The 26,994-nt window shown below is 46.0% G+C and carries 24 protein-coding genes; 8 read left to right on the forward strand and 16 right to left on the reverse strand.

All coding sequences use genetic code 11. The features are described 5' to 3' along the window. Nucleotides 1–25 precede the first annotated feature (25 nt). The gene (locus tag C4S60_RS09915; RefSeq protein ID WP_103880189.1) at nt 26–649 is read left to right on the forward strand and encodes a DsbA family protein; all 624 of its coding nucleotides are present in this window, start codon (nt 26–28) and stop codon (nt 647–649) included. A gap of 35 nt (nt 650–684) precedes the next feature. Here C4S60_RS09915 and C4S60_RS09920 read toward each other — a convergent pair whose 3' ends face one another. Beyond that, the gene (locus C4S60_RS09920; protein WP_103880190.1) at nt 685–2,826 is read right to left on the reverse strand and encodes a S1 family peptidase; all 2,142 of its coding nucleotides are present in this window, start codon (nt 2,824–2,826) and stop codon (nt 685–687) included. A 364-nt stretch (nt 2,827–3,190) separates the two neighbouring features. Further along, nucleotides 3,191–5,824 carry a DNA topoisomerase (ATP-hydrolyzing) subunit A gene (gene gyrA / locus C4S60_RS09925; RefSeq protein WP_103880191.1) on the reverse strand — a complete coding sequence of 878 codons (2,634 nt, stop codon included), beginning with the start codon at nt 5,822–5,824 and terminating at the stop codon, nt 3,191–3,193. A gap of 312 nt (nt 5,825–6,136) precedes the next feature. Here gyrA and ubiG point away from each other — a divergent pair, with 312 nt between their 5' ends. The 4 genes from ubiG (at nt 6,137) to yfaE (ending at nt 11,135) form a co-directional block, all read left to right on the forward strand. After that, nucleotides 6,137–6,847: a bifunctional 2-polyprenyl-6-hydroxyphenol methylase/3-demethylubiquinol 3-O-methyltransferase UbiG gene (ubiG, locus tag C4S60_RS09930; protein ID WP_103880192.1), complete on the forward strand. Its 711-nt coding sequence runs from the start codon at nt 6,137–6,139 to the stop codon at nt 6,845–6,847. A gap of 498 nt (nt 6,848–7,345) precedes the next feature. Beyond that, the gene (gene nrdA, locus C4S60_RS09935) at nt 7,346–9,634 is read left to right on the forward strand and encodes a class 1a ribonucleoside-diphosphate reductase subunit alpha (RefSeq protein WP_103880193.1); all 2,289 of its coding nucleotides are present in this window, start codon (nt 7,346–7,348) and stop codon (nt 9,632–9,634) included. 92 nt (nt 9,635–9,726) lie between these two features. After that, a complete protein-coding gene (gene nrdB / locus C4S60_RS09940; RefSeq protein WP_103880194.1) occupies nt 9,727–10,860 on the forward strand; it encodes a class Ia ribonucleoside-diphosphate reductase subunit beta in 1,134 nt (377 codons plus the stop codon). Then, nucleotides 10,860–11,135, forward strand: coding sequence for a class I ribonucleotide reductase maintenance protein YfaE (yfaE, locus tag C4S60_RS09945; protein ID WP_103880195.1), 276 nt, complete (start codon nt 10,860–10,862; stop codon nt 11,133–11,135). Before nrdB ends, yfaE begins: the two co-directional genes overlap by 1 nt. Before the next feature lie 123 nt (nt 11,136–11,258). Here yfaE and C4S60_RS09950 read toward each other — a convergent pair whose 3' ends face one another. Together C4S60_RS09950 and C4S60_RS09955 are read right to left on the reverse strand one after the other, a co-directional pair. Next, entirely contained in the window at nt 11,259–11,471 is a 213-nt protein-coding gene (locus C4S60_RS09950; protein ID WP_103880196.1) for an SHOCT domain-containing protein, read from the reverse strand. A gap of 9 nt (nt 11,472–11,480) precedes the next feature. Then, nucleotides 11,481–11,807, reverse strand: a complete 327-nt coding sequence (locus C4S60_RS09955; protein ID WP_103880197.1) for a hypothetical protein — start codon at nt 11,805–11,807, stop codon at nt 11,481–11,483. Nucleotides 11,808–11,991: 184 nt separating this feature from the next. Between C4S60_RS09955 and C4S60_RS09960 the strand changes: the two genes are divergently transcribed. Both C4S60_RS09960 and C4S60_RS09965 read left to right on the forward strand, forming a co-directional pair. Further along, the gene (locus C4S60_RS09960) at nt 11,992–12,714 is read left to right on the forward strand and encodes a response regulator (RefSeq protein WP_103880198.1); all 723 of its coding nucleotides are present in this window, start codon (nt 11,992–11,994) and stop codon (nt 12,712–12,714) included. Further along, the gene (locus tag C4S60_RS09965) at nt 12,707–14,110 is read left to right on the forward strand and encodes a HAMP domain-containing sensor histidine kinase (protein WP_103880199.1); all 1,404 of its coding nucleotides are present in this window, start codon (nt 12,707–12,709) and stop codon (nt 14,108–14,110) included. The genes C4S60_RS09960 and C4S60_RS09965 overlap by 8 nt, the downstream gene beginning before the upstream one ends. Nucleotides 14,111–14,200: 90 nt before the next feature. Here the strand turns inward: C4S60_RS09965 and C4S60_RS09970 are convergent, their stop codons facing one another. The 4 genes from C4S60_RS09970 to C4S60_RS09985 all read right to left on the reverse strand — a co-directional run bounded on the left by C4S60_RS09970 (nt 14,201) and on the right by C4S60_RS09985 (nt 17,960). Then, complete coding sequence (locus tag C4S60_RS09970; RefSeq protein WP_425275117.1) at nt 14,201–15,049, reverse strand: sterol desaturase family protein; 849 nt, start codon at nt 15,047–15,049, stop codon at nt 14,201–14,203. A gap of 25 nt (nt 15,050–15,074) precedes the next feature. Next, entirely contained in the window at nt 15,075–16,094 is a 1,020-nt protein-coding gene (locus C4S60_RS09975; RefSeq protein WP_103880201.1) for a DUF2804 domain-containing protein, read from the reverse strand. A gap of 191 nt (nt 16,095–16,285) precedes the next feature. Further along, nucleotides 16,286–16,525, reverse strand: coding sequence for a 30S ribosomal protein S6 modification protein (locus C4S60_RS09980; RefSeq protein WP_103880202.1), 240 nt, complete (start codon nt 16,523–16,525; stop codon nt 16,286–16,288). A gap of 193 nt (nt 16,526–16,718) precedes the next feature. Continuing rightward, the gene (locus C4S60_RS09985) at nt 16,719–17,960 is read right to left on the reverse strand and encodes a CinA family nicotinamide mononucleotide deamidase-related protein (RefSeq protein WP_103880203.1); all 1,242 of its coding nucleotides are present in this window, start codon (nt 17,958–17,960) and stop codon (nt 16,719–16,721) included. A gap of 250 nt (nt 17,961–18,210) precedes the next feature. Here C4S60_RS09985 and C4S60_RS09990 point away from each other — a divergent pair, with 250 nt between their 5' ends. After that, nucleotides 18,211–18,726, forward strand: coding sequence for a glycine cleavage system transcriptional repressor (locus C4S60_RS09990; protein WP_103880204.1), 516 nt, complete (start codon nt 18,211–18,213; stop codon nt 18,724–18,726). A gap of 52 nt (nt 18,727–18,778) precedes the next feature. On the opposite strand, the gene C4S60_RS09995 is transcribed toward C4S60_RS09990, so the two are convergent. The 8 genes from C4S60_RS09995 to pspA form a co-directional block, all read right to left on the reverse strand. Continuing rightward, nucleotides 18,779–19,459: a DNA-3-methyladenine glycosylase I gene (locus C4S60_RS09995; RefSeq protein WP_103880205.1), complete on the reverse strand. Its 681-nt coding sequence runs from the start codon at nt 19,457–19,459 to the stop codon at nt 18,779–18,781. A gap of 30 nt (nt 19,460–19,489) precedes the next feature. Beyond that, nucleotides 19,490–20,095 carry a DNA-3-methyladenine glycosylase I gene (locus C4S60_RS10000; RefSeq protein ID WP_103880206.1) on the reverse strand — a complete coding sequence of 202 codons (606 nt, stop codon included), beginning with the start codon at nt 20,093–20,095 and terminating at the stop codon, nt 19,490–19,492. Nucleotides 20,096–20,200: 105 nt separating this feature from the next. Then, on the reverse strand, nt 20,201–23,302 hold the full coding sequence (locus C4S60_RS10005; protein WP_103880207.1) for an efflux RND transporter permease subunit: 3,102 nt from the start codon (nt 23,300–23,302) through the stop codon (nt 20,201–20,203). Continuing rightward, entirely contained in the window at nt 23,302–24,378 is a 1,077-nt protein-coding gene (locus tag C4S60_RS10010; protein ID WP_425275118.1) for an efflux RND transporter periplasmic adaptor subunit, read from the reverse strand. Before C4S60_RS10010 ends, C4S60_RS10005 begins: the two co-directional genes overlap by 1 nt. Nucleotide 24,379: 1 nt before the next feature. Beyond that, nucleotides 24,380–25,414: an efflux RND transporter periplasmic adaptor subunit gene (locus tag C4S60_RS10015; protein ID WP_103880208.1), complete on the reverse strand. Its 1,035-nt coding sequence runs from the start codon at nt 25,412–25,414 to the stop codon at nt 24,380–24,382. Between the two features lie 159 nt (nt 25,415–25,573). After that, a complete protein-coding gene (gene pspC / locus C4S60_RS10020) occupies nt 25,574–25,993 on the reverse strand; it encodes an envelope stress response membrane protein PspC (protein ID WP_208623260.1) in 420 nt (139 codons plus the stop codon). Continuing rightward, a complete protein-coding gene (pspB, locus tag C4S60_RS10025) occupies nt 25,953–26,189 on the reverse strand; it encodes an envelope stress response membrane protein PspB (RefSeq protein WP_103880210.1) in 237 nt (78 codons plus the stop codon). The genes pspC and pspB overlap by 41 nt, the downstream gene beginning before the upstream one ends. Nucleotides 26,190–26,208: 19 nt before the next feature. Continuing rightward, nucleotides 26,209–26,877: a phage shock protein PspA gene (gene pspA, locus C4S60_RS10030; protein ID WP_103880211.1), complete on the reverse strand. Its 669-nt coding sequence runs from the start codon at nt 26,875–26,877 to the stop codon at nt 26,209–26,211. Between the last annotated feature and the right edge of the window lie 117 nt (nt 26,878–26,994).

Genomic DNA, 26,994 nt, shown 5'->3' on the forward strand with positions numbered 1-26,994 from the left:
TATACACCCAGTAAGGACACCCTCTTTGAGCATCTCTAAGCCACGCCTTTACTACGTTTATGACCCTATGTGCTCCTGGTGCTGGGGATTTCGGCCCACCTGGCAGGCAGTGAAAACACAGCTAAAAGATCAGGTCGACATTCATTACGTTTTGGGCGGCCTCGCCCCGGATTCTGATGTCCCAATGCCACTTGAGATGCAGCAACAAATTGCCAGCTACTGGCGTAAAATTGCAGATTATCTGGGGACCGAATTTAACTATGACTTCTGGTCGCAAAATACGCCCAGGCGGTCTACCTACCCAGCCTGTCGAGCCATCATTGCCGCCCGTAATCAAGGTGCAGAGAAAAACATGTACCATGCTATTCAGCGAGCGTACTATCTGGAAGCGAAGAACCCAAGTGACAATGCTGTGTTAGTGGATGTGGCTCAGTCTATCGGTCTCAACGGTGTGCAATTCGAGACCGATCTTCTGTCAGAGGCAACAAATGAGTATCTAAACAACGAAATTGCCTTCGCGCGATCTATTGGTGGTAACAGCTTTCCGTCACTGATTTTGCAAACGCAAGACCGCTTGATTGATATTCCGATCGACTATAAAGACCCGAGCAGATTGTTGAGCCTGATTATGGCGGATATCAACCATTAAAAAGCCAGGCTGTTAATGGCCTGGCTCTTATTAATTCACTCTTCCAGCTGGAAATCTCGCCTTCGCAATACCGAAGACATTAACAATCCCAAAATCCAAAATAGGCTCAGACTTCCCCCACTGCTATCACTATAGCAACCAACCTCGGCCGTACTGCCGCCTATCGTAACAGTAGCAGGAGTATCGCATGTGTCGCCTATTACCTCTTCTGTGATTTCTTCATCAGTGACTCCTTCTTCTTCCCCTACTGGGTTACTTTGCTGTAAGAGAAATTCGGGGAAGCTTATTACCACGTCTGGGGCCTCCTCAGAGTCAAAATATGACTTCAACCAATCGAGATAGTAATACACATCGCTATACCACGTTGGTAACGTCACCGAACTGCAAATCCTGTCTATAAGTGGGCTGGCGCTCATTACACCAACTACGACTCCATCTTTAACAAGAGGACCGCCAGTATCTCCTGTACAAGCTCCGTTTCCCACTATGGTATCGCCACCATTGGTTTCTGAAATGGTTGGCAGAGAACATATCTTCATCGGATCGTCTGGAGAGGCAATATACCTCGGATATTTTTCTGCGGTTTCCAGTCGCTGATAACACAGCTCATTTGAAATGTAAGCAACACCCGTTTCTTTAAGAATAGTGTCTTCCTGCCCATTAATCCTCCAGCCTGCTACTTGAAGGTTGGCGACAGGGTTTGCTGGATCCCACTGCAGATCTAACTGCAACAACTCAGCATGTAACGTGGAGTCGTTGATTAAAGGCGCTATGGTGTCTGGCAGATCCCGCTCAGAGTACAGCAGTGCCAAGTCATTTTGAAATGCCGTCGTGACTACGGTGTCACCAAATTCGTCCACCTCCACAGAATGGATTGGGTCGTACTGCGGGTGAATCACGATATGAGTAATGTTATAAACGTTTGATAATTTTGCAGCGGCCAGGTCGGCAGTCCCTGCTGTTACCGCGATCTCTTTTGGTTTTACCACCTCAAATTGAGTGAAGCTCTCCGGATTGCCAGGGTCACCTTCAAGACTAGTGCCAGACTGAACCAAACAGTGGGCTGCCGTTAAAATCCACCTTTTGCTTAGAATCATACCACTACATTTATGTTGCTCAGCTTCAAATGATGCACGAATGGAGACAACATAAGGGTATTCTTCTTCCATTTCTGATACGCTTTTCTCTACAAGAAAATCAGGTAAGCTGATTACCTTTTCCGGCGGCTCTTCCATATTTTTATGAACATTTAACCAATCTAAATAGTGGTGTACGTTACTGTACCAAGTTGGCAGAGTAACCGAACTGCACACGTCGTAAATAATTGGACTCGCACTAATGATTCCAACCAATACCCCATCTTTCACAAGTGGCCCACCCGTGTCGCCAATACAGGCACCATTGCCCCATATTTGATCTCCAATAGTCTCTACCGTTGTTGGTAAGGTACATATTTTCGTCGGGTCGTCTGGAGAGGCAATGTACCTTGGATAGTCTTCTGCCGACTCTAGTCGTTGGTAACACAGCTCATTAGAAATGTAAGCAACACTGGTTTCGTTAAGAGTGGTGTCGCCACCAGTTCCCCACCCCGCTACCGTCAAATTAAATGGTGGGTTTGCATCATCCCATTCCTGCTCTAGCAGCTGTAATGCAGCGTAGTCTTCGTCGTTAGGTAAAATATCAACGGCAACTTCTGGGAGATCACGCTCTGAATACAATAGCGCTAGATCATGTTGAAATGCCGTTGTGACCGTAACATTACCAGCTTCATCCGTTTCTACGGAATGGAGCGGGTCGTACTGTGGGTGAATTACAATGTGGGTGATATTATATATGTTTGAGAAACCAACGGCGGCAAGGTCAGCGGTTCCTACTGTTACCGAAATCTCCTTCGGCTTCACAACCTCATATGTCGTGAAACTTTCTTGATTATTAGGTTCTCCCTCTAAACTGGTGGAAGAGTTAATTAGACAGTGAGCAGCAGTCAGAATCCAACGTTCATTGAGTACAACACCACCACACTTATGATCTTCCGCTTCAAAAGAGGCCCTGACAGAAACCATGTAACTATAGTCAGCATCGAATTCAAGTTGCTCGACCTCATCACCATACACAATCGCATAACTGGACGCGGAGACCGCCCACACTAATAGAGCAGAGAATATTCGCCGTAACATAATAAGCCTTCCTTGACGTTTTTTTTTAAGCCAAGAAAACTATAGCTAAGCAAATAGAACAACATTTTCTTAGAGTAATCAATTGCACAGCAACCATGTTATATTCAATGTGCTGACTAACAATTCTGTGACTCAAGTCTATTTGATAATTGATTGTTAAAGCTCAATAAAATCAGATGACTAGTGCATATTTTTAAGCCTCAAAGTACTCAGGACGTCGTTATTCGTCTTAGAACTGAGAATGACTGCAAATAGCCTATATGCATAGATAGAAAAAGCGGGATGGTAACGAGCGATCATCGCTCATTTTGAGGACAAAAAAACCTGCCTCAAAAGGCAGGTTTTCTATTATTCGAGTATTTGATTACTCTTCAGAAGCGTCATCCGCTGCTGGTGCTTCAGGAGCATCTGTTGCTGCAGCATCTGCTACCGCGCCTTCTGTACCCTCTTCACCTTCAACCGCTTCCAACTCTTCCACTTCATCAATACGTTGCAAGCCGACTACCGACTCATCTGATGCAGTGCGGATTAGCGTCACACCTTGAGTATTACGACCAACCTGACTCACCTCAGCAACACGAGTACGAACCAGCGTACCTGCGTCAGTGATCATCATCATTTCGTCGCCTTCCTCAACTTGGATTGCACCAACGACAGGACCGTTTCGTTCAGAAACTTTAATAGAAACAACACCCTGTGTTGCTCGACCTTTTGTTGGATACTCTGCAAGTTCTGTACGCTTACCATAACCGTTTTGAGTCACGGTCAGAACGTCACCTTCATTGGAAGGAACAATCAGAGACACTACCTGGTCGTCATCAGCCAGTTTCATTCCACGAACGCCTGCCGCGGTACGGCCCATAGCACGTACTTTGTCTTCACTAAAGCGAACTACTTTACCCGCTTTGGAGAACAGCATGATGTCGCTTTGACCATCTGTGATATCAACACCGATTAACGAGTCGTCATCACGCAGGTTCACAGCAATCAGGCCGTTTGAACGAACGTTAGAGAACTGATCTAGAGAAGTCTTCTTAACGGTACCGTCACCAGTTGCCATAAAGATGAATTTCTCTGGGCTGAATTCACTGACTGGTAGAATCGCCGTAATACGCTCACCTTCTTCCAGAGGAAGAATGTTAACGATAGGCTTACCACGAGCGGTACGACTTGCTAGTGGCAATTGATATACTTTCAGACGGTAAGTCTTACCGCGCGTAGAGAAGCACAAGATATTATCGTGAGTATTAGCAACAAGCAGACGCTCGATGTAATCCTCATCCTTCATCTTAGTGGCACTCTTACCTTTACCACCACGGCGCTGGGCTTCGTAGTCGCTCAGGATTTGATACTTAACATAACCTTCGTGAGACAGAGTCACTACTACGTCTTCACGAGCGATCAGCTCTTCCATATCAATATCGTGAACTGCCGCGGTAATTTCACTGCGACGCTCATCACCGTAAGTAGCCTGAGCCTCTTCAAGTTCCTCGGTGATCACTTCCATCAAGCGCTCTGTGCTTGCAAGGATGTGCATTAATTCTGCAATTTCTTCTAGAAGTGCTTTGTACTCTTCTAGGATCTTCTCATGCTCTAGACCAGTTAGACGGTGTAGGCGAAGTTCTAGAATCGCTTGAGCTTGTTGCTCAGTCAGGTAGTACAGACCGTCACGGATACCGTATTGGTCTTCCAGCCAATCCGGACGAGCTGCATCGGTACCAGCACGCTCTAGCATAGATGCAACGCTACCTAGTTCCCAGCCGCGAGAAACCAGACCCACTTTCGCTTCGGCTGGTGTTGGCGCGTTCTTGATAAGTTCTATAACTTCATCGATATTCGCTAGGGCCAATGACAATGCTTCGAGGATGTGAGCACGGTCTCTTGCTTTACGAAGTTCGAAGATAGTACGACGAGTCACAACCTCACGGCGGTGATCAACGAAGCACTTCAGCATGTCCTTAAGGTTGAACAGCTGTGGCTGACCATTATTCAGGGCAACCATGTTGATGCCGAATGTCGTTTGCAGCTGAGTTTGTGAGTACAGGTTGTTTAGAACCACTTCACCTACCGCATCACGCTTACATTCGATAACGATACGCATACCGTCTTTATCAGACTCATCACGTAATGCGCTAATACCTTCTACTTTCTTATCTTTAACTAGCTCAGCAATCTTTTCGATCAGGCGAGCTTTGTTCACCTGATAAGGGATCTCAGTGACAATAATGGTTTCTCTACCATTCTTGTCTTCTTCGATCTCTGCTTTAGAACGCATGTAGACCTTACCACGACCCGTCTTGTAAGCATCGATGATGCCTTTACGGCCACTGATCAGTGCCGCTGTCGGGAAGTCTGGGCCCGGGATATAATCCATGAGCTCATCAATGGTGATGTCTTCATTCTTGATGTACGCCAAACAGCCATCGATAACCTCATTCAGGTTATGCGGTGGAATGTTGGTTGCCATACCTACTGCGATACCGGACGCACCGTTAACAAGCAGGTTTGGAATCTTAGTCGGCAGAACCGCTGGAATTTGCTCTGTTCCGTCATAGTTAGGAACATAGTCAACGGTTTCTTTGTCTAGGTCTGCCAACAGCTCATGAGCGATTTTAGCCATGCGCACTTCGGTATAACGCATTGCCGCCGCTGAATCGCCGTCAATGGAACCGAAGTTGCCTTGACCGTCGACCAACATGTAGCGAAGTGAGAACGGCTGAGCCATACGAACAATAGTGTCGTACACAGCACTATCACCGTGAGGGTGATATTTACCGATTACGTCGCCAACCACACGGGCAGACTTTTTATATGGTTTATTCCAATCATTTCCCAGTACATTCATCGCGAACAAAACGCGGCGGTGAACTGGTTTTAGGCCATCACGCACATCTGGAAGAGCACGACCCACGATAACTGACATCGCGTAGTCGAGGTACGAGCCTCTCAGCTCATCTTCAATGTTTACGGGCGTGATCTCTTTAGCTAGATCGCTCATAGAGCCAATATCCCTCTATAGTTTGATCGTATACTCGATACGTATAAGGTGACAAAATATAACACAATAATACTGCGTTCGGCATCACTTTCCCTTCGCTTTTATCATGTTGTGACCTTGGTTGGGAATCAAATGTCCAGAATTTGCACATTTCTAATCTATGACTCTGAAAAGCGGCGAAAAAACGGCCAATCAATCGACGAAATTGTGGCGTTAATATAGAAATGGAATGTTTCTACCCGCTCTTGGATATCCCAAATAGCAATTTGCGGTATACTGCTTGCCAATCTCGGAACACAGAACTTGGCACATATGGATAAGCAACAAAACGTCGACTTAAACGAAATTAAAAAATTTGAAGAGATGGCCAGTCGTTGGTGGGATCTTGAAGGTGAGTTCAAACCACTGCATCAAATCAACCCACTCAGGCTCAACTACGTACTGGAAAAAGCCAATGGCCTGTTTGGGAAAACGGTTCTGGACGTTGGCTGTGGTGGTGGCATTCTTGCTGAGAGCATGGCCAAACAAGGCGCTGATGTTACCGGATTAGATATGGGTAAAGAGCCCCTTGAAGTGGCTAGACTTCATGCGTTAGAGACTGGCACTAAACTCACCTACGTGCAGAGCACTGTAGAACAGCATGCTGCTGACAATGCCGGAAAATATGACGTCGTTACTTGTATGGAGATGCTTGAACACGTCCCAGACCCTGCCTCGGTCATTGACTCATGCGCTAAATTGGTCAAACCTGGCGGGCACGTTTTCTTCTCGACACTCAATCGTAATATCCAGTCTTACATGTTTGCGATCGTCGGCGCAGAAAAACTGCTCAAGATAGTTCCGGATGGCACACACAGCCACGACAAATTTATCAAACCCTCTGAGCTTATTAAAATGGTCGACCCAACAGACCTAATCGAGAAAGGCATCACGGGCTTACTTTATAACCCACTGACCGACACTTACAAGTTAGGCAACCGGGTCGATGTCAATTACATCGTCCACACCGAAAAGTCACTCTAAGTAACTCTGTAAAGGGGGCGAGCCATTCACCATTTTTATCAGTGAACGTAGCCCCCGAATACGTTAATTCTGAGACACAATTTGTTTACAAAAACAAGACACTTTCGCTGTTTTTGTATACTGAACTCGCAGATTTAATCACCTCGTCAATAGCAACCAAAATTTGCGAAAGATCAAGGAATTTTTTTTTGCTTTGATTAAAAGAAAACCAATCTACAAGCACGTAATTTTCACTACTAAGTCAGCTCTATCTTCAATGGTAAGTGTTCACTAACTGATTTTTTTCTTTCCCCTAGTTATCCACAAGACATTCAATTTCCCAAACTTGAAAATTTACCCCTATAGCACTATCTTGTAATTCGTAGTTTGAATGACCCCTATATATTGTGTTGGAAGCCAAAACTTGTAGGGTGACATTGATCACGAAGCCATCGCTAAGACTCAACAAAATTTCATAAAAGCGAGACTTCATCTTGTTTTGTTAGGGAACACCTCAGAATGAACCAGCAACTTACCGTTACCAAGCGTAATGGCCGCAAAGAAAGTATTGATCTTGAAAAAATCCATCGCGTGATCGCATGGGCAGCCGAAGGGCTTAATAACGTTTCCGTGTCTCAGGTTGAGCTGAAGGCTCACATCCAGTTTTACGATGGCATCACAACATCAGACATTCACGAAACCATCATTAAATCAGCGGCGGATCTAATCTCTGAAGAAGCACCAGATTATCAATATCTGGCTGCACGTCTGGCAATCTTCCACCTACGCAAAAAAGCGTATGGTCAGTACGAGCCACCTGCACTGTTCGACCACGTCAGTAAAATGGTTGAAATGGGCAAATACGATGCGCACTTACTTGAAGATTACACAAAAGCAGAGCTTGATGAGCTGGATAGCTACATTGACCACACTCGTGATCATAACTTCTCTTACGCGGCAGTTAAGCAGCTGGAAGGTAAGTACTTCGTTCAAAACCGTGTATCGGGTCAAATTTACGAGAGTGCACAGTTCCTTTACATTCTGGTAGCAGCGTGCCTGTTCGCTAAGTATCCAAAAGCGACTCGCCTTGACTACATCAAGCGTTTTTACGATGCGACCTCTACATTTAAGATTTCTCTACCTACACCAATTATGTCTGGTGTACGTACCCCTACTCGTCAGTTCAGCTCTTGCGTATTGATCGAGTGTGGTGACAGCCTCGATTCTATCAACGCAACAGCAAGCTCTATCGTTCGCTACGTGTCACAACGTGCGGGTATCGGTATCAATGCTGGTCGTATCCGTGCCTTGGGTTCTGAAATCCGTGGCGGCGAAGCGTTCCACACTGGTTGTATCCCATTCTACAAATATTTCCAGACAGCAGTTAAGTGCTGCTCTCAGGGCGGTGTTCGTGGCGGTGCAGCGACTGTGTTCTACCCAATGTGGCACGGCGAAGTACAATCACTGATGGTACTTAAGAACAACCGTGGTGTTGAAGAGAACCGCGTACGTCACATGGACTACGGTGTTCAGCTCAACAAACTAATGTACGCTCGTCTTGTTCAGGGCGGCAACATTACCCTGTTCTCACCATCCGACGTACCAGGTCTATACGATGCATTCTTCGAAGACCAGGAAGAATTCGAGCGTCTATATGTGAAGTACGAGAACGATCCGTCAATCAAGAAAGAGACGGTAAAAGCGGTTGAGCTGTTCTCACTGCTAATGCAAGAACGTGCGTCTACAGGTCGTATCTACATCCAGAACGTAGACCACTGTAACACTCACAGCCCATTTGACTCGACAGTTGCACCGGTTCGTCAATCTAACCTGTGTCTAGAAATCGCGCTACCAACAAAGCCACTGAAAAACGTGGAAGACGAATCTGGTGAGATTGCACTATGTACACTGTCTGCATTCAACCTGGGGGCTATTAACGAACTGGACGACCTGAAAGATCTGTCTGACCTGGTGGTTCGTGCTCTTGATGCACTGCTTGACTATCAAGACTACCCACTGCCTGCGGCTTACCGTTCTACTATGAACCGTCGTACTCTGGGTGTGGGTGTGATCAACTACGCTTACTACCTAGCGAAGAATGGCGTTAAGTACTCGGACGGTTCTGCAAACAACCTGACTCACCGCACATTTGAAGCGATTCAGTACTACCTACTGAAAGCGTCTGTTGAGCTAGCAAAAGAGCAAGGTCGCTGCCCATCATTCCATGAGACGAACTATGCCAAAGGCTTAATGCCAATCGACACGTACAAGAAAGACATCGATCTCGTCTGTGACGAACCGCTCCACTACGACTGGGATGAACTACGTGCAGAAATCATGGAGTTTGGTCTACGTAACTCAACGCTGACCGCATTGATGCCTTCAGAGACATCATCGCAGATCTCTAACGCAACCAACGGCATTGAGCCACCACGTGGCTACGTTTCAGTGAAAGCGTCTAAAGACGGTATCCTGAAGCAGGTTGTGCCAGATTTCATCAACCTGAAAGAGAACTACGAGCTTCTTTGGAACATTGGCGGTAACGATGGTTACCTGCACCTTGTTGGTATCATGCAGAAGTTTGTTGACCAGGCGATTTCGGCCAACACTAACTATGACCCTAGCGTCTACGATAGTGGCAAAGTACCGATGAAGAAACTACTTCAAGACCTGCTTACTGCGTACAAATTTGGTGTGAAGACTCTTTACTACCATAATACCCGTGACGGCGCGAAAGACGACCAGGGCGATAAAGCACCTGTTGTCGAGCAAGAAGACGATTGCGCAGGCGGCGGCTGTAAAATCTAACGAACCTAACCGTTCTTTTATTTCACAGCATTTAAGTTTAGATTTCTCTGCCCTTCCTAATGAAGGAGGGGCTTAAAAAGGATTGCAGCATCATGGCTTACAGTACTTTTACCCAAACAAAAAATAACGCGCTTAAAGAACCTATGTTTCTGGGTCAACCAGTAAACGTTGCGCGTTACGACCAACAAAAATTTGAGATTTTTGAAAAGCTGATCGAAAAGCAGCTTTCCTTCTTCTGGCGTCCGGAAGAAGTGGACGTTTCAAGCGACCGCATCGATTACAACAAACTTCCAGAGCATGAAAAACACATTTTCATCAGCAATTTGAAATACCAAACGCTTCTCGACTCTATTCAGGGCCGTAGCCCGAACGTAGCGTTACTGCCACTAGTATCTCTGCCTGAATTAGAAACCTGGATCGAAACATGGTCGTTCTCTGAAACTATCCACTCTCGCTCATACACGCACATCATTCGCAACATTGTGAATGACCCAGGCGTGGTATTTGACGATATCGTTGAAAACGAGCACATCCTGAAGCGTGCCAAAGACATTGCACACTACTATGATGACCTGATTCAAGCGACTAACGACTACCACCGCTTTGGTGAAGGTACGCACAACATCAACGGCGAAGAAGTTAAAGTTAACTTGTATGAGCTGAAGAAGAAACTGTACCTATGTCTGATGTCAGTAAACGCACTGGAAGCAATTCGTTTCTACGTAAGTTTCGCTTGCTCGTTCGCATTTGCAGAGCGTGAACTGATGGAAGGTAACGCGAAGATCATCAAGCTAATCGCTCGTGATGAAGCGCTGCACCTTACCGGTACTCAGCACATGATCAACCTGCTTCGTAACGGTCAGGACGACTTCTCATTCATGCAGGTGGCCGAAGAGTGCAAGCAAGAATGTTTCGACCTGTTTAAAGAAGCGGCGGAGCAAGAGAAAGAGTGGGCTGAATACCTGTTCAAAGATGGCTCCATGATCGGCCTGAACAAAGACATCCTGTGCCAATACGTTGAATACATCACTAACGTACGTATGCAGGCTGTTGGTCTTGACGCAGCGTACCCTGAAGCAACATCTAACCCGATTCCATGGATTAACGCATGGCTATCGTCTGATAACGTTCAGGTGGCACCTCAAGAGGCGGAAATCAGCTCATACCTTGTTGGTCAAATTGACAACGAAGTAAGCGCAGACGATTTCGAGGGCTTCGAACTTTAATGCCGACCATTAAGATAAACTCTATCACCTCGATCGAGTCTAACCCTTCAAATACAGTGCTTGAAACGATGGAACAAGCCGGGTTAGAACCAGAATATAACTGCCGGGACGGTCACTGTGGCGCATGTCGTTGCACACTCGTTTCAGGAGAGGTGGAATACGTAGGGTTTGCAATGGCTTATACAAAGGAAAATGAGATTTTGCCTTGTATTTGTCGGGCAAAAACCGACATTGAGCTCGACAATATCGCGCACCAAATTAAAAAGCGCGCATAAACAGACAACCTCTCAGGCATACTAAAACGGCTCTTAAGGAGCCGTTTTTTTTGTCTAAAGTTCACATCCTGTGATTAAAGCAATGCTTACAAAAACAGGATCGACTATCAATCCTGTTTTTAATTAAAGGTTTCGCTTGATCTCGTCCAACTCGGTACGGCTAATTTCCCCTGCAGCGTATCGCTTTTGGGCTATCTCCAGTGGCGTCTCACCCGGTTTCTCTGCCCGGTCACGGTAGGCAAACACTAACCATACCAGCACAACCGCGAATAAAATCCAGAATAAGAACATAGTGTGACCTCCTGTAATCATCCACGAGTGATAGAAGTCATGCATAGTCACCTCCTATTCACTTTGTTCTGGTTTATCTAACGGTTGCCAACGTCCATGACAACCAAAACGTGCAACAGACTCATCACCCTCATAATTTGCATGCATTTGATCCATCCATGCCTGCATTGCTTCAGGGTTGTTATGCATACTTTGCATCCAGGCCTGCATTGCTTCTGGGTTTCCCCGAAGTTCAAGCATGGCTTGATACTGCGGATTATCTTCATTCATCATTGGATGCTGAAAACCCATTTGCGCGTAGCCGCCGCCCATATGAGCTAATACACCTACTGAAAGGAGTAATGCAGCGACAATGGTTAAAGTTCTGGTTAAAGTTCTCATAATACATCCCTCCACCTTTCTGTTTTCTTCAATTCAATTACAGCAGATTCGGCAAATCGAAGTGTGTCACAAATGCCATTAATTCTTTCATTTGATGACAGACGTCAGGTTTGACAAACTTTGCCACACTTTTCCTAACAATCTGGTTATATTGAATAATAAGACACCGTAAAGAGGCATCAGGATGGAACGCACCTACCATATTCTTGTCGTTGACGACCACGCAGAAATCCGCGACCTGCTCAAGCGCTTCCTGAGCCAACACGGTTTTACGGTAAGCGTGGCCGTAGACGGAAATGAGATGGACAAGTTACTGGCCCATAGCCCCTTCGATCTCATCATTCTTGACTTGATGTTACCTGGTAGAGACGGGATCACGTTATGTAAAGAGCTTCGTGTAGGCTCAAACATCCCTATTATCATGTTAACGGCCTTGGGTGAAGATATTGACCGCATTATAGGTTTAGAGGTTGGTGCCGATGACTACATCGCAAAACCCTTCAACCCAAGGGAACTGCTTGCACGAATTAAGTCTGTACTGAGACGACATTTCGCCATTCCAAATGTGACCGAGCAGATCTCAGCTGTCGAGCGCTACCATTTCGCAGGCTGGACACTCAATGCCATCACTCGTGACTTAGTCAATCCCGACGGTATTCTAATCACACTTACGTCTACCGAATTTGAACTACTGTTGGCTTTTCTAACGCATCCAAACGTTGTACTCAAAAGAGAAGACCTGTTGAAGCTCGTTCAAGGTCGAGGGGCAGATGTCTATGACAGAGCCGTAGACACGCTCATTAGCAGGCTAAGAAAAAAAATCGAAGCTAACCCCAAGGCGCCCAAATTGATCAAAACTATTTGGGGCGGTGGTTACCAGTTCAGTTGTGAGGTGAGTCATGACTAGATGGTACCAGGGACTAAAGCTCATTCATCAAATCGGCCTGGTCATTTTACTGGGCTTTGGATTAAGTTTTTTCCTTTCTATTTACCTTCTTTCTTCGGAGAAATCTGAAAACCTGAGTTTTCTATCATCTTCAGGGGCGATTCAAAGGGTCATTTCCGTCACCGATATTCTGGCTCAAACACCAACAGAGCTTCATTCATCGATTATTCACGCTAGTCAAAGCACCGACCTGTCGCTTTCTATTTCTCGACGACCTCAGGTGGACGAACCTGCCCGCCATTCCTCTGAAGAACTTCTGCTTATCCGCAGACTTAATCAGGCCGGCCTTGAGCAGGTACATCTTGCTTTGGTCAAACGCGAGCGCCCTATCCTAAATATGAGTGATATGCATGATGCGATGATGACTGGAATGACTATGAGGGAGATGCACAGCAGCAGAATGAGTTACATTGCCACCATCGACGGTTCGGTAAAACTTGGCACCGATACCTGGCTCAACTTTTCCTCCGGCATCCAGCAAGATACAACACACTGGTCCACCGGAATTCTCCTGTCTCTTGTAGGTGTAATGATTATTACGGTTGGCGGTTGCATTTTAATCATTCATAAAGCATTGACACCAATAAGAAATTTGGAAGTTTCAGCGCGTCAATTTGCTCAAAACCGACTTGTCTCGCCGATCGAAAGCCATGGCCCCGCGGATCTGTTACCTACGATAACGGCTTTCAACGAAATGCAAACTCAGTTAGCGGATTATATCCAGGAGCGAAGCAAACTCCTCGCCGCTATTTCACATGATCTCAGGACCCCGCTGACAAGCCTTAGGCTGAGGCTGGAGTTCATTGAAGAAAGTGACGATAAACAGCAGATGTTACAAACCTTAAGCATCATGGACAAGATGCTCACCAGCACAATGAGATTTGCCAAGGATGATAGTCAATTAGAACCCAGACAACGCACAAACATAAACAGCTTGCTGCAAACCGTCGTCGATGAATACTCGGATAGGAACGTGCATATCGATTATCAAGATTCAAAAATGTTAATCGAGTCCATCCCACCACTGAGCATACGTCGAATGATTGAAAATCTGGTCAACAACTCCGTACAGTACGGGGGAGAACAAAACACGATTGCCCTTAAGGTCAAAAAGCAAGGCCAGTTCCTACACTTTGAGGTTAGCGATACTGGTGTAGGAATTGAAGACGATAAACTACAAGAAGTCGTCAAGCCCTTCACCCGTTTAGATTCTGCTCGAGACACCGGCAGTTCGAATGTCGGACTTGGTTTATCCATAACCAGTACTCTAGCCAGTGCTTATGGTGGCAAACTTACCTTACAAAGAAACTCGCCATCCGGGTTAATTTGCACTTTTACCATTGCATTGAGTCAATAAAGCAACATGAACCATTAGTTAACCGGGCACCAGACCAAGTAAAGAGCCAGATTTTCACACCATAGGCACTCTGCGGAGACTCTTCAGGAGTTAACTGTCAGAAGGTGGCGAAAACAGTACTTTCAGCTTTTGCTTAATTGACTGATTAGGAACTGAGACGTCTCTGAACATATCCTTCCATTCCGCAAACGTGACGGTTATAGGGTTAAAACTATTGACCGGTTTGCTAATACCATAGCGGACTTGCTCCACTTCTGGCTCGAATGTACCGAACATTCGGTCCCAGATGATCAAAATACCCGCGTAGTTTTTATCAATGTACTGAGCATTAACACCGTGGTGAACGCGATGATGAGAAGGCGTATTAATCACCCACTCCAGTGGCCCTAACCGCTTGATCCACTGCGTATGCACAAAGAACTGCAAACCCAGGTTCAGTAAGACCACAAATACCACCCATTTAGGGTCAAAGCCAATGATCACCAGTGGTATCCAGAACAACCACATTCCTGCAAGTGGATACATCAGACTTTGCCGAAATGCAGTACTAAAATTCATATTTTCTGAACTATGGTGCACTACATGTGCCGCCCACATCCAACGTATTCGATGGCTGGCTCGATGGAACCAGTAGTAAAAGAAATCCTGAAGAACCATGAGTAGGATAAACATGGAAAGCGACATTTCTATATCGAACAGTTTCCAGCCAAAAAGAAGCAAATATAGCTTAGCGATAAAGAGGCCGACCAACAGATCTGATAGCTGATGCATTCCAGCCAAAGAGAAATTGCAGAGTAGCTCTTTGAGCGAGTAACTTGCCGAACTTGGTAGTCGGTTTGCCCGCTGACCCAACCAATATTCCAGTATCATCATGACCACAAATAAAGGGGCCAACACAATGAGCAGCCACTCCGGGCTTTGAACCAGTCTTTCCATCATAATCCATTAAACCGTAAAGTTGAGCTTACCACTTAGCGAAGTGATCTTCGGTTAATCCCATAACTTGAGATAGATGATAAGTACGCCCTTTCGCGACGGTGATTGTCCCAGAAAAATGGCCAACAAACTGTCTGAAGTTGCTCTTTAACAACCACAGATTGAGCTTTTCCTTGCGCACATTGAGCGGCGTAAACGTCAAATCCAGCTTTCCAGCAGAATCATATATCCGCCAATTTGACTCCGGCGAGTGCCGGTCAAAGTCAAACATCACTCCCGACAATAAAAACCGTTCACCATTTATCCATATTGCGTTCTCGGTTACTCCGGTTTCGTTCACCCCCGCAGCCAGATTCAAACCAATATACACCCCGTCAGAGAAGGCACTCATACTTGCCCAGCGCCAACTGGTTTCACGTCTCATATAGCCAGCCGAAAAATCGTAACCACCGAGACATCCTTCGAGATCAACATAATGCCCGCCAACAATCAAACTTCCGGTCACGGCTAATGCATTGTGTTTCTGAGTATAGGTCCAACCTGAATAACCCGTCGGCGAGCATACCATCAGCGGCGCACTGTCCTGATTGTTCAAACCCAGACGAGCATCCAGTTCGAATGACGGACAACGAGCGCGTACTGTCCACTCTCCTTCTTCTATCTCGAACTGGATCTGGCCACCATTAAACTGAGCCACTCCCTGCCAGGGTGACGCCGTGAGTGAATACCCCAACCCTCCCGGTCGGATCCAACTGTGTTCTTTAAGCACATCTTTTTTAATGTCGTACAGATAACAAAAGCTTGATCCTAAATAACGGATATCGGCTATCGCAATACCGACTACGTAGTCAGGTGTAAACAAACTGACGAACTGAAACTGTTTATAATCCAGATACTTAGATAATGCGCTTTTAGGTCTATCCATCGACGAAAAATAACGAAAACTGACGAGGTCTAGTGATTCGGGTATCGAGGTGAGATAGCCACAGTTTGGCCGCCCATCGACATCCATCAGAGATTTGATCTGTTGTACTGAAAAGGAGTCCATTCCGTTGATTAACTTACTGTTTACATTTCACATTCGCAAAGTATGAGACAGGATTAAAAAACGTAAAATAAATTAGAGCAAAAGCACAAAACTGATCACAGTTTCTGCTTTCTTTGTGCCTACAAAGAGATATCGACGACAAAAGAAAAGGCTGGTCTAAAAGACCAGCCCGAAATATTCAGAAGAAACGGTTAATCATCCGTCGATAAGATTGAGTCTGCTGTCCCCATGGACACATGTTTGTCAGCAACATGACGGCCGCCATCATCGTAGAGTGAGATTCTAAAACCGTCGTCAGACAGGATATCTTCCATAGGCGCCTTTAACCACATAGCTGCAATATCACCGCATTTTTTACTGAAAGCTTCACCTAGCATAATTTGCTCGTTGGCAATCTGATAAAACACTCTTATTTTTGACTGCTGGATCATACTTACCCCTCCTCAACACCACTATTTTCAGGGTGAACCTTGATTTTAATCAATCAAAAGGAAAGGGCTACTCTCAAAAATGAGATTTTTAAATTCCTCTTAGAGATCAGCTTATTGTGACCTAGATCCAATTTTCATATATAAATAACTAAAACATATATACGCACAGGGTTGAATATTTGCACCAAATTAATCAGGCTAACTTATCCTGAGGAACAAAGATCTCTTCCGATCGAGTTAAAAACCCATAGTCAGGAAACATCGGCTTATTATCCAGATAGCGACGCAGCATGTCTCCTGCCACTGTTGCTATCACCGTTTTGATACTCTGGGTGCTGTAACTTCGTTGTAGTTTCAGGGTTTGTCCCCATTCCCCTTTCGACGTTGCTATCGCCACAGAAAACGCGTCGCTCTCTAGCTTACCGGTTGAGATAGCAATATCAGCGTTGCAATTGGATTTAGTCGCCCCCGCTAACGCTAACGTTGCGCCCAGTCGTTCGCTATCGCGGTCCAATGGTGAGGAAGTCCTGTTACCGAGCACCCAGGTTGCCGCGCAATGTTGTGCGATATTGTCATTATCTTGCAGCCAGGAAGCTAAATACCCCTTGGTAGCATGTTCCGAGATAGCAATGGTCGGTTTATACAAATTCACTAGGTGACCAATCCGCTCCAGCATTGGTTCATCAATACTCACCACATTACTGTGTAGTAGTTTCTCGACCATGGCTAAGAGGCGAGCCCCCATCTCAAGATCCTCCGCCGGACCGAACAATTTCACTTCTATAAAGGGCAGGTACGAGCGATACCCCATTTCATATTCTGGCGGAAGCACCAGACTAGAGAGAGTATCAGCAATGCCCGACTCGGAGAGCCCAAAGGTGTACAAACGGCGACATGCCTTTCCCTGTTGAGCGGGGAATTCTGCCTGCAAATCCGGAAGAATTTGCTCTAATGTCATCTTCTTAAACTCGCTAGGAACTCCCGGTGTGAAATAAAAGAGACACCCGTTTATCCTCATTTTGAATCCGCATGCCGTACCGATGGGATTATCGACGACAGTAGCGCTTGCCGGGAGCATGGCCTGTTTAATATTGCTCTCTGGCATTTCTTTACCACGCTTGGCATAAAATGCTTTCAGATTGTCGTACCAGCGCTGATTAAGAACCAACTGTTCATCAGCGGCTTCTGCAGCAATTTCTGCCGTCAGATCATCAGAGGTAGGCCCAAGTCCACCGTTCACTATGACAACATCCAGATTCAGACTCAACATCACTATTTCCTGTAATAGTGATGCCTTTTGGTCTCCGACGGTGGAACGCTTGTACATGGAAAACCCATGCTCATAAAATTCACGGCTGAGCCAAGCGGCATTCGTATCAACAATATCGCCATACAATACTTCTTCTCCGGTACTCAACATTGCGATTTTAGGCATGCTCTCTCCTTGATTATCTTTTTTGTTAGAATGACATGAGAAGAGGAAATAGCAACAGATATCAAACAACTATCCTTGATTCCTTTGCTGTTAAGTCCACTATTTTTGTGTGGTCTATTACATTTCATTGATCTCCCCCTTAGGTATGAGCTAAATACTTGAAGTCTGTCATGCGGTTAGCTGAATTTGGAACTAAACTGAAATTAGCAATTCCAATCGTTATCGGTTTTATACCTGTGGAGGGAAACTTATGAGCAGCAGTACATTCATCGTCAACTTTGTTGGCCAAGCTACTCCAGCCACCATTAAAAACCTGGCGTCAGTCACCCACGAAAATGGTGGGAAATGGCTAGTAAGCAAAGTGAATTTCATCGAAGACAATGTGGCAGCAGTCATTAAAATCGAACTTCCTACTCAAAATGCACAAGCCGTCAAAGATGCCTTCACGGGTCAACCAGATTTGCTGGTGCAAATCACCGATACTGATCAGCACAAGCATGAAAACGAAGAGATCTTTCAATTGCGGCTCGATGCAAATGACCGAGCAGGAATTGTAAACGAAATCACTCAGTTCCTTGACGGACAAGACATTCGAATTCTGGATATGGATTGTCACCGTGTATTTATTGCTGGCGGAGGAGGCATTGGCTCGAGCCTGTTTACGGCCAATATGGCGTTGAAAATTCCACCAGCTATGAAGATTGAGGATGTCGCCAATGAACTGGAAGCATTGAGCGAAGATACTCGCGTGATTCTCGAGTCCTAGTTCAGACTTATCTCAGTACAAAAAAAAGCAGCCCGTTGGCTGCTTTTTTGATTCACACTCGATTATCTCCAAAACCGTAGGCAATGATCTGACTGATCTCCGACAGAGAACGTCCGGATTGCTGGTGCCAGTCCATAAATGCCTTGTTAGCCGCCGTCATCGCTCGTTTGGTTCCGCGCCCTGAATCGATAATGTGGGTGTTTCTCAAATAGCCTTCCACATCATTTGACAGAATAAAAGTATCTACGCCCATTTGTCTGAGCGCGTAGGGCCCAGTATTGCCCCCGAGTCTGGCACCGTGTTTTTTCAAATGTGCCCAGAGATCAATGATCGAGTCACTAGGCCAGTCTGCGACCATCTGAGAAAAAGAGTCGTGTTCATAACGTGCGGCCTGGATCATAGCTGCGTTCGCTGGAATCGACATCACCTTGGTCAAGTGACGGATGATTTTTGGGTCCTGCGCTTTTTTTTCCCACTGCTCTTCTGACAACATCAACAATGGATCAATTCGAAACTGGAAAAAATGTTCCTCAAAGTTTGGCCACTTGTTTCTCACCACTTTCCAGGAAATGCCACTTTGAAACACTTTCATCGTAAAGGCAGACAACCAACGATCTTCCGGTATCAATGCGACCTCATCTCGACTCAGTGGTCTCGTCACAATCGCTTCAAGCGCTTTTTCGCCCCCCTTGCGTTCTGACGCTCTTGCGTAAATTGAATCAAACTTTTCCATATGTCCTCTAGCTGACTTTACAACACTGACTTACACCGCCTGATATTCTAGACCGAGTTGAGCATAACTATCTATCACTTCCTGACGTCGATTACAGTCCAGACTGTGGTCATTCACAAGGCCAGCAGCCTGCAGGTGGGCGTAGATAATGGTCGAGCCTACAAACTTAAATCCACGTTTCTTGAGGTCTTTGCTCAAAGCATCGGAGATCGGTGAAGTCGCCGGATATTGTTCAAGCGTTTGGTAAGAATTCACAATAACTTTGTGGTCGACAAAGGACCAAATATAGTGACAAAAGCTGCCAAACTCTTTCTGAATCTCAATAAAATGTCTGGCATTAGTGATGGTCGCACTGATTTTCAATTTATTACGGATGATTCCCGCATCTTCCCTAAGCCGATTCTCATCTTGTTCAGTAAACGCTGCCACTTTTTCTACATCAAAGTTGGCAAATGCCCGGCGATACCCTTCGCGTCGTTTCAAGATGGTATACCAACTCAATCCTGCCTGAGCTGATTCCAATACCAGATACTCAAACATGGTCTTATCATCGAGAACCGGGACACCCCACTCCTTATCGTGATACTCGACATAATCCGCCTTGGTCTCATCCAACCATGGGCATCGTTTACACATACTATTCCTTTCTTTTACAACGTAAGTGGCTAGCCTGATGGTAGCACAACGCCCCTCTCTTCCCTCGGACGACAAAGGAAGAAAGGAATGATAACTGACATTAGGTCAGATTGGTTTCACCCGATGAAAAATACGATACAGGACTGGCACAACAATTAACGTCAGTACGGTCGCAAATCCCAAACCAAACATGATAGTAACGGCCATAGGCTTGAAGAAGATATCCGGTAATAGCGGAATCATACCCAGAATGGTCGTTATCGCAGCCATACATACTGGTCTGACACGACTCAGAGCAGCGTCGACAACCGCCAGATAAGGTTCTTTCCCAGAGTGAATTTCTATTTCTATCTGATCCAGCAACACGATACCATTTTTCAATAACATACCAGACAGACTCAGAAAGCCAAGCAGAGCCATAAAACCAAACGGGGTATTCAGAACCAACAACCCAGTGGTCACGCCAATGACCGCCAATGGCACTGTCAACCATACTATCATCGCCTCTTTAACTGCATTGAAGAGGAAAATGGTAATTAAGAACATGAACAGATAACCCATTGGCATTGTCTGGAACAAGGACGCCTGTGCATCACCCGATGATTCATATTCACCTCCCCACTCCAACGAGTATCCGGGCGGCAACGCTATCGCTTCTATTTGTGGTTGCAGACGTTTTTGCAATGTGGCGGCAGTCTCTTCGCTTAACAAATCAGGATCAGCCATCACTGTCAGCATACGCTTGCGATTTTTACGAACAATGATAGGGTCTTCCCAACGGGTGTCATATCCCATCGTCACCTGCTGGAATGGAATGAACTCACTAAGCGCAGGGCTCCAGATCATCATACCTTCGATATTACGAATATCGACCCTCTCCTCGTCTGGAAGACGAGCAACAATTGGCATCAAGGTTGTTCCATCGCGATACAAACCGACTGATTTGCCAGAAAACGACATCAACAACACGTCGTCGACATCAGCTTTTGTGATGCCGTAACGCCTTGCCTGACTTTCGTTAAAAATGGGCTCCAGGATCTTAGTCCGTTCTCTCCAGTCATGACGAATATTATGCGCCCCCGGATCGGCATACATAATGTCCATCACCTGTGACGCTATAGTCCTGAGTACAGTTGGATCGGAACCAATAATGCGCGCTTCAATTTTCGCACCGCCTCCAGGCCCCAACTCTATCTGTTTCAGTTTGTAGTTTATTTCGGGGAAATTCGAACCAAGATACGCCCTAAAGCGATCCATCAGACTTTCTAACTCGTCGTAACTTTTCACACGAGTGGTTATTTCCCCATAAGCCGCATAGCTTTTTTCCGGTGAGTACGTCAGCATGAACCGCTGTAATCCCTTCCCGGCGGTGGTTGTGATGTGGTCCGTTTCCGGTTGTTGTGAGATCCAGTTCTCTATCACTTTAAGTTTGGTGTTGGTCGCGCGGATATCCGTCCCCTCAGGCAACCAGATGTCCGCCTGGAACATGGGTGTGGTCGATGCAGGGAAGAATGATTGCTTCACTTGGGTAAAGCCATAAAGGGAGGCCACCAACGCAACAATCAAGAACGCGACAGTCAACCACGCCCTGTGCATACAAAACTCGAGGAACTTCCGATAAGCCACAAATACAAATCCATTGTAAGGATCTTTCGACTCGTCACCCTCTGGCTGTTTCTGTCCTCGGAAGAAAATGTCGGCAAAGAACGGCGTCAGAGAAATCGCGGTGAACCAACTCAGCATCAAAGAAATCAATAGCACCGAAAATAACGTTCCGCAGTACTCACCAGTTGAGTCTTCAGAGAGCCCTATGGGTGCGAAGGCGGTAACCGCTATGACTGTGGCTCCCAATAACGGCCACTTAGTTTGGGTCACGATGTCGGTCGCGGCTTGCATCCTCGTTCGCCCTTTTTGAGTGCCTATGAGTATCCCTTCAACCACCACAATGGCGTTATCAACCAACATCCCTAGCGCAATGACCAGAGCCCCCAGAGAAATACGCTGTAAGTCAATCGCCATATACTGCATGAAGATAAAGGTGCCCAACACTGTGAGTAACAGGATAAGACCAATCAGCAGCCCCGAACGCAGCCCCATAAAGAACAGCAAAACCACAATAACAATGGCAACGGCCTGTCCCAGACTCACCACAAAGCCACGCACCGATTTATCAACTTCTTTCGGCTGGCTGTATACTTCATTAATTTCAATACCGACAGGTTGTTGGTACTTGAGTTCTGCCAATCTTCGGTATAAGCGGTTCCCCACCTCGACAACATTGACACCAGAGGCAAATGAGATGCCGAGGTTCAATGCCAGATTACCGTTAAAGGTAATTATGTTGTTGGGGATCTCTATAAAGCCACGTTTGATTTCGGCGACATCTTTTAAGTAAATAAGCCCCTGTGCGCCGCCTTCAGTCAGGATCAAGTCACCAAGCTCCGAAACGTCAGTAAACTCTCCGGTTGGCTGAATCCGAATGTACTCGCTACCAATACGAGTGCCGCCAGCATTAGACACAATATTCTGGGTCTGGAGTAGATTAAAGATGGTGCTGGGTGAGATACCCAGAGCACTGATGCGCTTTATCGAAATCTCAATAAACACCTGCTCCTGCTGCTCTCCGCTCACCGAAACCTTGCTCACGCCATCAATCAGTTCGAGCTCCCGACGCAAATAATCCACGTAATCCGACAGCTCTTTGTAGTTATAGCCTTCCCCTGTCAATGCAAACAGGACACCATACACATCACCAAAGTCATCAATAACAGAAGGTTCATTTACCCCTGGAGGAAGAGAACCTTTTACATCATTCACTTTGCGGCGCAACTCGTCCCAGATCTGTGGAAGATCGTCCGGACCATAATTGTTTTTCATGGTCACTGTGATTTGTGACAGACCTCGACTGGAAATGGAATTGACTTCATCGACATAAGTAAGCTGCTGAATGGCTTTTTCAATGGGATAGGTCACCTCTTCTTCTACCTGCTGAGGCGTAGCTCCAGGGTATGAAGTGACTACCATCGCATCCTTGATAGTAAAAGCGGGGTCTTCTAAACGCCCTAAGCCGAAAAATGCCGACACACCACCGATTAGAAAAATCAGCGAGACCATCCAGCTGATGACTCGATTACGGATAAAATAGGCCGCGACACCCGTAATTTCATCATCCGATTGAGGCGATATTTTTTGTTGTTCCTGACTCATTATTTCGCCTCCTGCGCTAACACTTCCACTGTCATACCATCTCTAAGACGGGCAATACCAGCAATGACGATTTGTTGGGTTTGCTCTAATCCATCTACGATTTGTACTGTCGACTGAGATACTTTTCCTGTGGTCACTTTTTGCTTCGAAACCGTACTGTCGCTGTTTACCACCCAAACAAACTTCTCACTATCATTGAGTCCATCACCATCCTGGTTAAACACTGCCTCAATTGGCACACTGACTCCCTGACTAAGATTCAGCCCAATATCCTTCGCTCGCGAGGTCACATCCACAGCCATCCCATCCAGAATGAATTCGTTCTCAGGCATTGGCAGAACCAACGTAGCGGTAAATGTTCCTAAGCTCGGATCCGGTTCCGTCGTGTATTCCTTTAAACGAGCAATATACTCATTTCCTGAAGGCACCCTTACAAGAGCCTCGATGACAGACAAGTCCTGACTTTTGGGTTGATTTAGCGAATAGCTGTCAGGTACTTGCAGTACAATTTCGACTTCACCAACACTATGAATATTCACCACTTGCTGTCCAATCTGAATATTTTCAAACCTCTCAGCTGACACTCGGGAGATAACACCATCCACCGGAGCTAGCAATTTAGTAAAAGACAATCGCAGCTTGGTAAGCTCTAATTCGGCTTTTGCATAGGAGCGCTGAGCTGCAATTTCGTCAAATTGAGACTGTGCGAGTAAGCCCTTCTTGACTAACGGGCTGGAACGTCGATATTGACTATCAATCACATTAAAGCGAGCTTGTGCATTATCGACGGCCAATTGATAGTCGGTTGGTTCCAATTCCGCCAATACATCGCCTTGCTTGACGAAATCCCCTTCTTTAAGTTCGATTGTGCGAATTTCCCCCGCCACTCTGAAACTGAGATGAGACCGATCCGCCGCTCTGGCGATAGCCGGGAAGTAAAGGCGACTCTTCAACTCAGACGTACCCAGCTGTGTCACACGTACTTTAGGCACTTCTTCTCTAACGCCAACCTCTGGTTTGCTGCAACCCGCCATCAACAGGGTAAGGGCCAAAATAGTCATTGCTCGATACATCATACTAAAGCCCCCTTTCCTTGACCCATTCGCGAACCTTTATTCCCGGCTCGATCCCCTGAACGCCCGAAATGACAATTTGGTCACCATCTTCTAAGCCTGAAAGCACTTGTCTTTGTTCATTGAGCTCCAACGCCACTTTCTCGACAATGCCATCGATGTTAACGCGCCACACACACTTCTTGTCACCCTCCATAAACAGCGCAGATATTGGTATCACAGTAGCTCCACTGCTGCTCGCAACCACGCGCACCTGACCCGCCATACCGGGTAGAATACCGACATCACTGGGGCGCTCCATAATCATGGTCACTTTATAACTGCCGGTTTTGGGATCGGCCTCGGTATCAATTTCCTGAAAGGTCAGCTCGAACTCCCGTGAAGGGTACGCATCGAATACCATGGTCGCATCCACCTGAACTTTAGAGCGAAAGCGATTCAGTAGGATGTCTGGCAGTTGGAAGATAACTTTCAGCAATTGATTAGTCTGAATGTTCATCACTCCTTCCTTGGCCTGAATGTATTCGTAATTATCCGCAGGAATGATAGAGATGGTGCCATCGTAGGGGGCAACTAATTGGGTATAACTCAGGTTCGCTTTGGCTTGTGACCAGTTCGCCTGCGCAGAGTTCATATTCGCCTTGGCCTGATCAAAGTCCTGCTCGGACACCACTTTGTCCTTTCTCAGGCTTAATGCACGCTTATACTGAACATCGGCTAGCTGGAAATTGGCTTTGGCTTGCTTCTCGAGCAATTGATATTCATCAGGGTTTAATTTAGCGAGCAAGTCTCCCTTCGATACGGGTTGACCAGAACGGACCACTATCTGCTCAAGCTGACCGGGTACCCTAAAGGCCAATACCGCTCGGTCGCCAGCTTCTGAGGTCGCGGGAAAGGTACGTTCAAATTTACTATTGCCGACTGAGACTGTGAATAATTTGGCTGGACGGGATTCCGGTTCGGGAATTGGTGGCGGTGCCTTACCACACCCACTGATAAGACTGGTGATAGTGACCAGTAAAAAGAGCTTGAAATTCATTCTGCGACTACCCTGTTTTAGTTGTACTTTAAAACATAGTCGAGAGAAATAATGTTTACCATTAACCAATTAATTATTAATCAGTTTTATTAAACCTCCCAAATCGTGAGGTTTATATTCGCCCAAAACAAGTAGAGGCACCTAAGTGCCTCCTTTTCCTTATAACTTACTGAACTCTCGATTAACCTTGAATGCCTCTGAAGTGACATAAGCTTCAATATCTCTGACTTTGTGTTCCATCGAATCAAAGTCCCGTTCTAAGGTATCGAGCAAGTCCTTGGCATTTTGGCCCTGTTTCCAGGGCTTACTCTTTAGTGAGTGTTCCTGCTTAGCCTTCATCGCTTCAACGAAATTATCTGGCTGTTTTTCCAACATCAGGCTCATCGCTACATAGGCCAGCAATACCAGAAAACTGCCTCCCAATAAGGCCGCAGATATGACCAGAATTCGGATTAACCAGACTTCCACACCAAAGTAATTGGCCAGTCCGGCACAAACGCCGGTGAGCTTGCCATTAACCGGATCTTTATACAGCTCTTTATGAGTCATAGTTTTGTCTCCAGTTCGGCGATTCAGCATCCAGAATTCGCTCTAAGTTATCCACGCGAGACTGCATTTTCTCCGCTCGCTGAGACAGACTCTGCAGCTTCTGAAAGTCCTGTTCAGATAGTCCGCTTTCTGCCTTTCGCTTGCTGCGGTAATGGAGAAAAAGCCACAGCGGTGCAACAAAAATCAAGAAGACAATCAGTGGACCCGCAATTAAAAACGTCGACATACTTTTCTCCTAGTCTGAATTATTTCTCGTTGTTCATCTGCTCTTTTAACTTAGCAAGCTCTTTATCAATCTCATCTTGAGCCTGAAGCTCTGCAAACTCCTGATCAAGTGACTTGGCATTGCCCGTCTTAGAATAAAGATCCGCTTCAGCTTCCAGTTCGTCAATCTTTCGAGAGTACTGTTCAAACTTAGCCATCGCTTCATTGGTGCGGCTAGTATGAAGATGCTTCTGAACATCACGTCGATTGCTGGCAGCTTGTGAGCGAATCACCAAAGCTTGCTGTTTTGCTCGTGTCTCTGTGATTTTCGATTCCAGTTTGGCAATCTCATTCGTTAACTTATCGATGGTCTCTTCGACCAGCATCTGCTCATCGTGCAGACCTTTAACGACGTTTTCAAGCTTCTGTTTCTCTATCAACGCAGCTCGTGCCAGATCTTCACGCTGCTTAGTCAGAGCCAGAGTGGCTTTTTGTTGCCATTCTACGATCTGCTCTTCAATGGCTGCGACTTTACGTGCAAGTTCTTTTTTGTCTGCAATGGCTTTAGCAGAGTTGGTACGCACTTCAACCAGCGTGTCTTCCATCTCCTGAATAATCAGACGAATCATCTTTTCCGGATCTTCAGCTTTGTCTAACAGTGCGCTAACGTTTGAGTTTACGATATCGGCAAAACGCGAAAAAATACCCATAATACATCTCCTGTTTGGATGAGTTCGCCACTGAACTCTCATCGATACGCTAACTAATCCAAGTACCGTGCCAACATAAAATTACTATAAAATTCAAAGGGTAAATAAATAACGTCG

The sequence above is a fragment of the Vibrio hangzhouensis genome (assembly GCF_900107935.1).
Classification (GTDB): domain Bacteria; phylum Pseudomonadota; class Gammaproteobacteria; order Enterobacterales; family Vibrionaceae; genus Vibrio; species Vibrio hangzhouensis.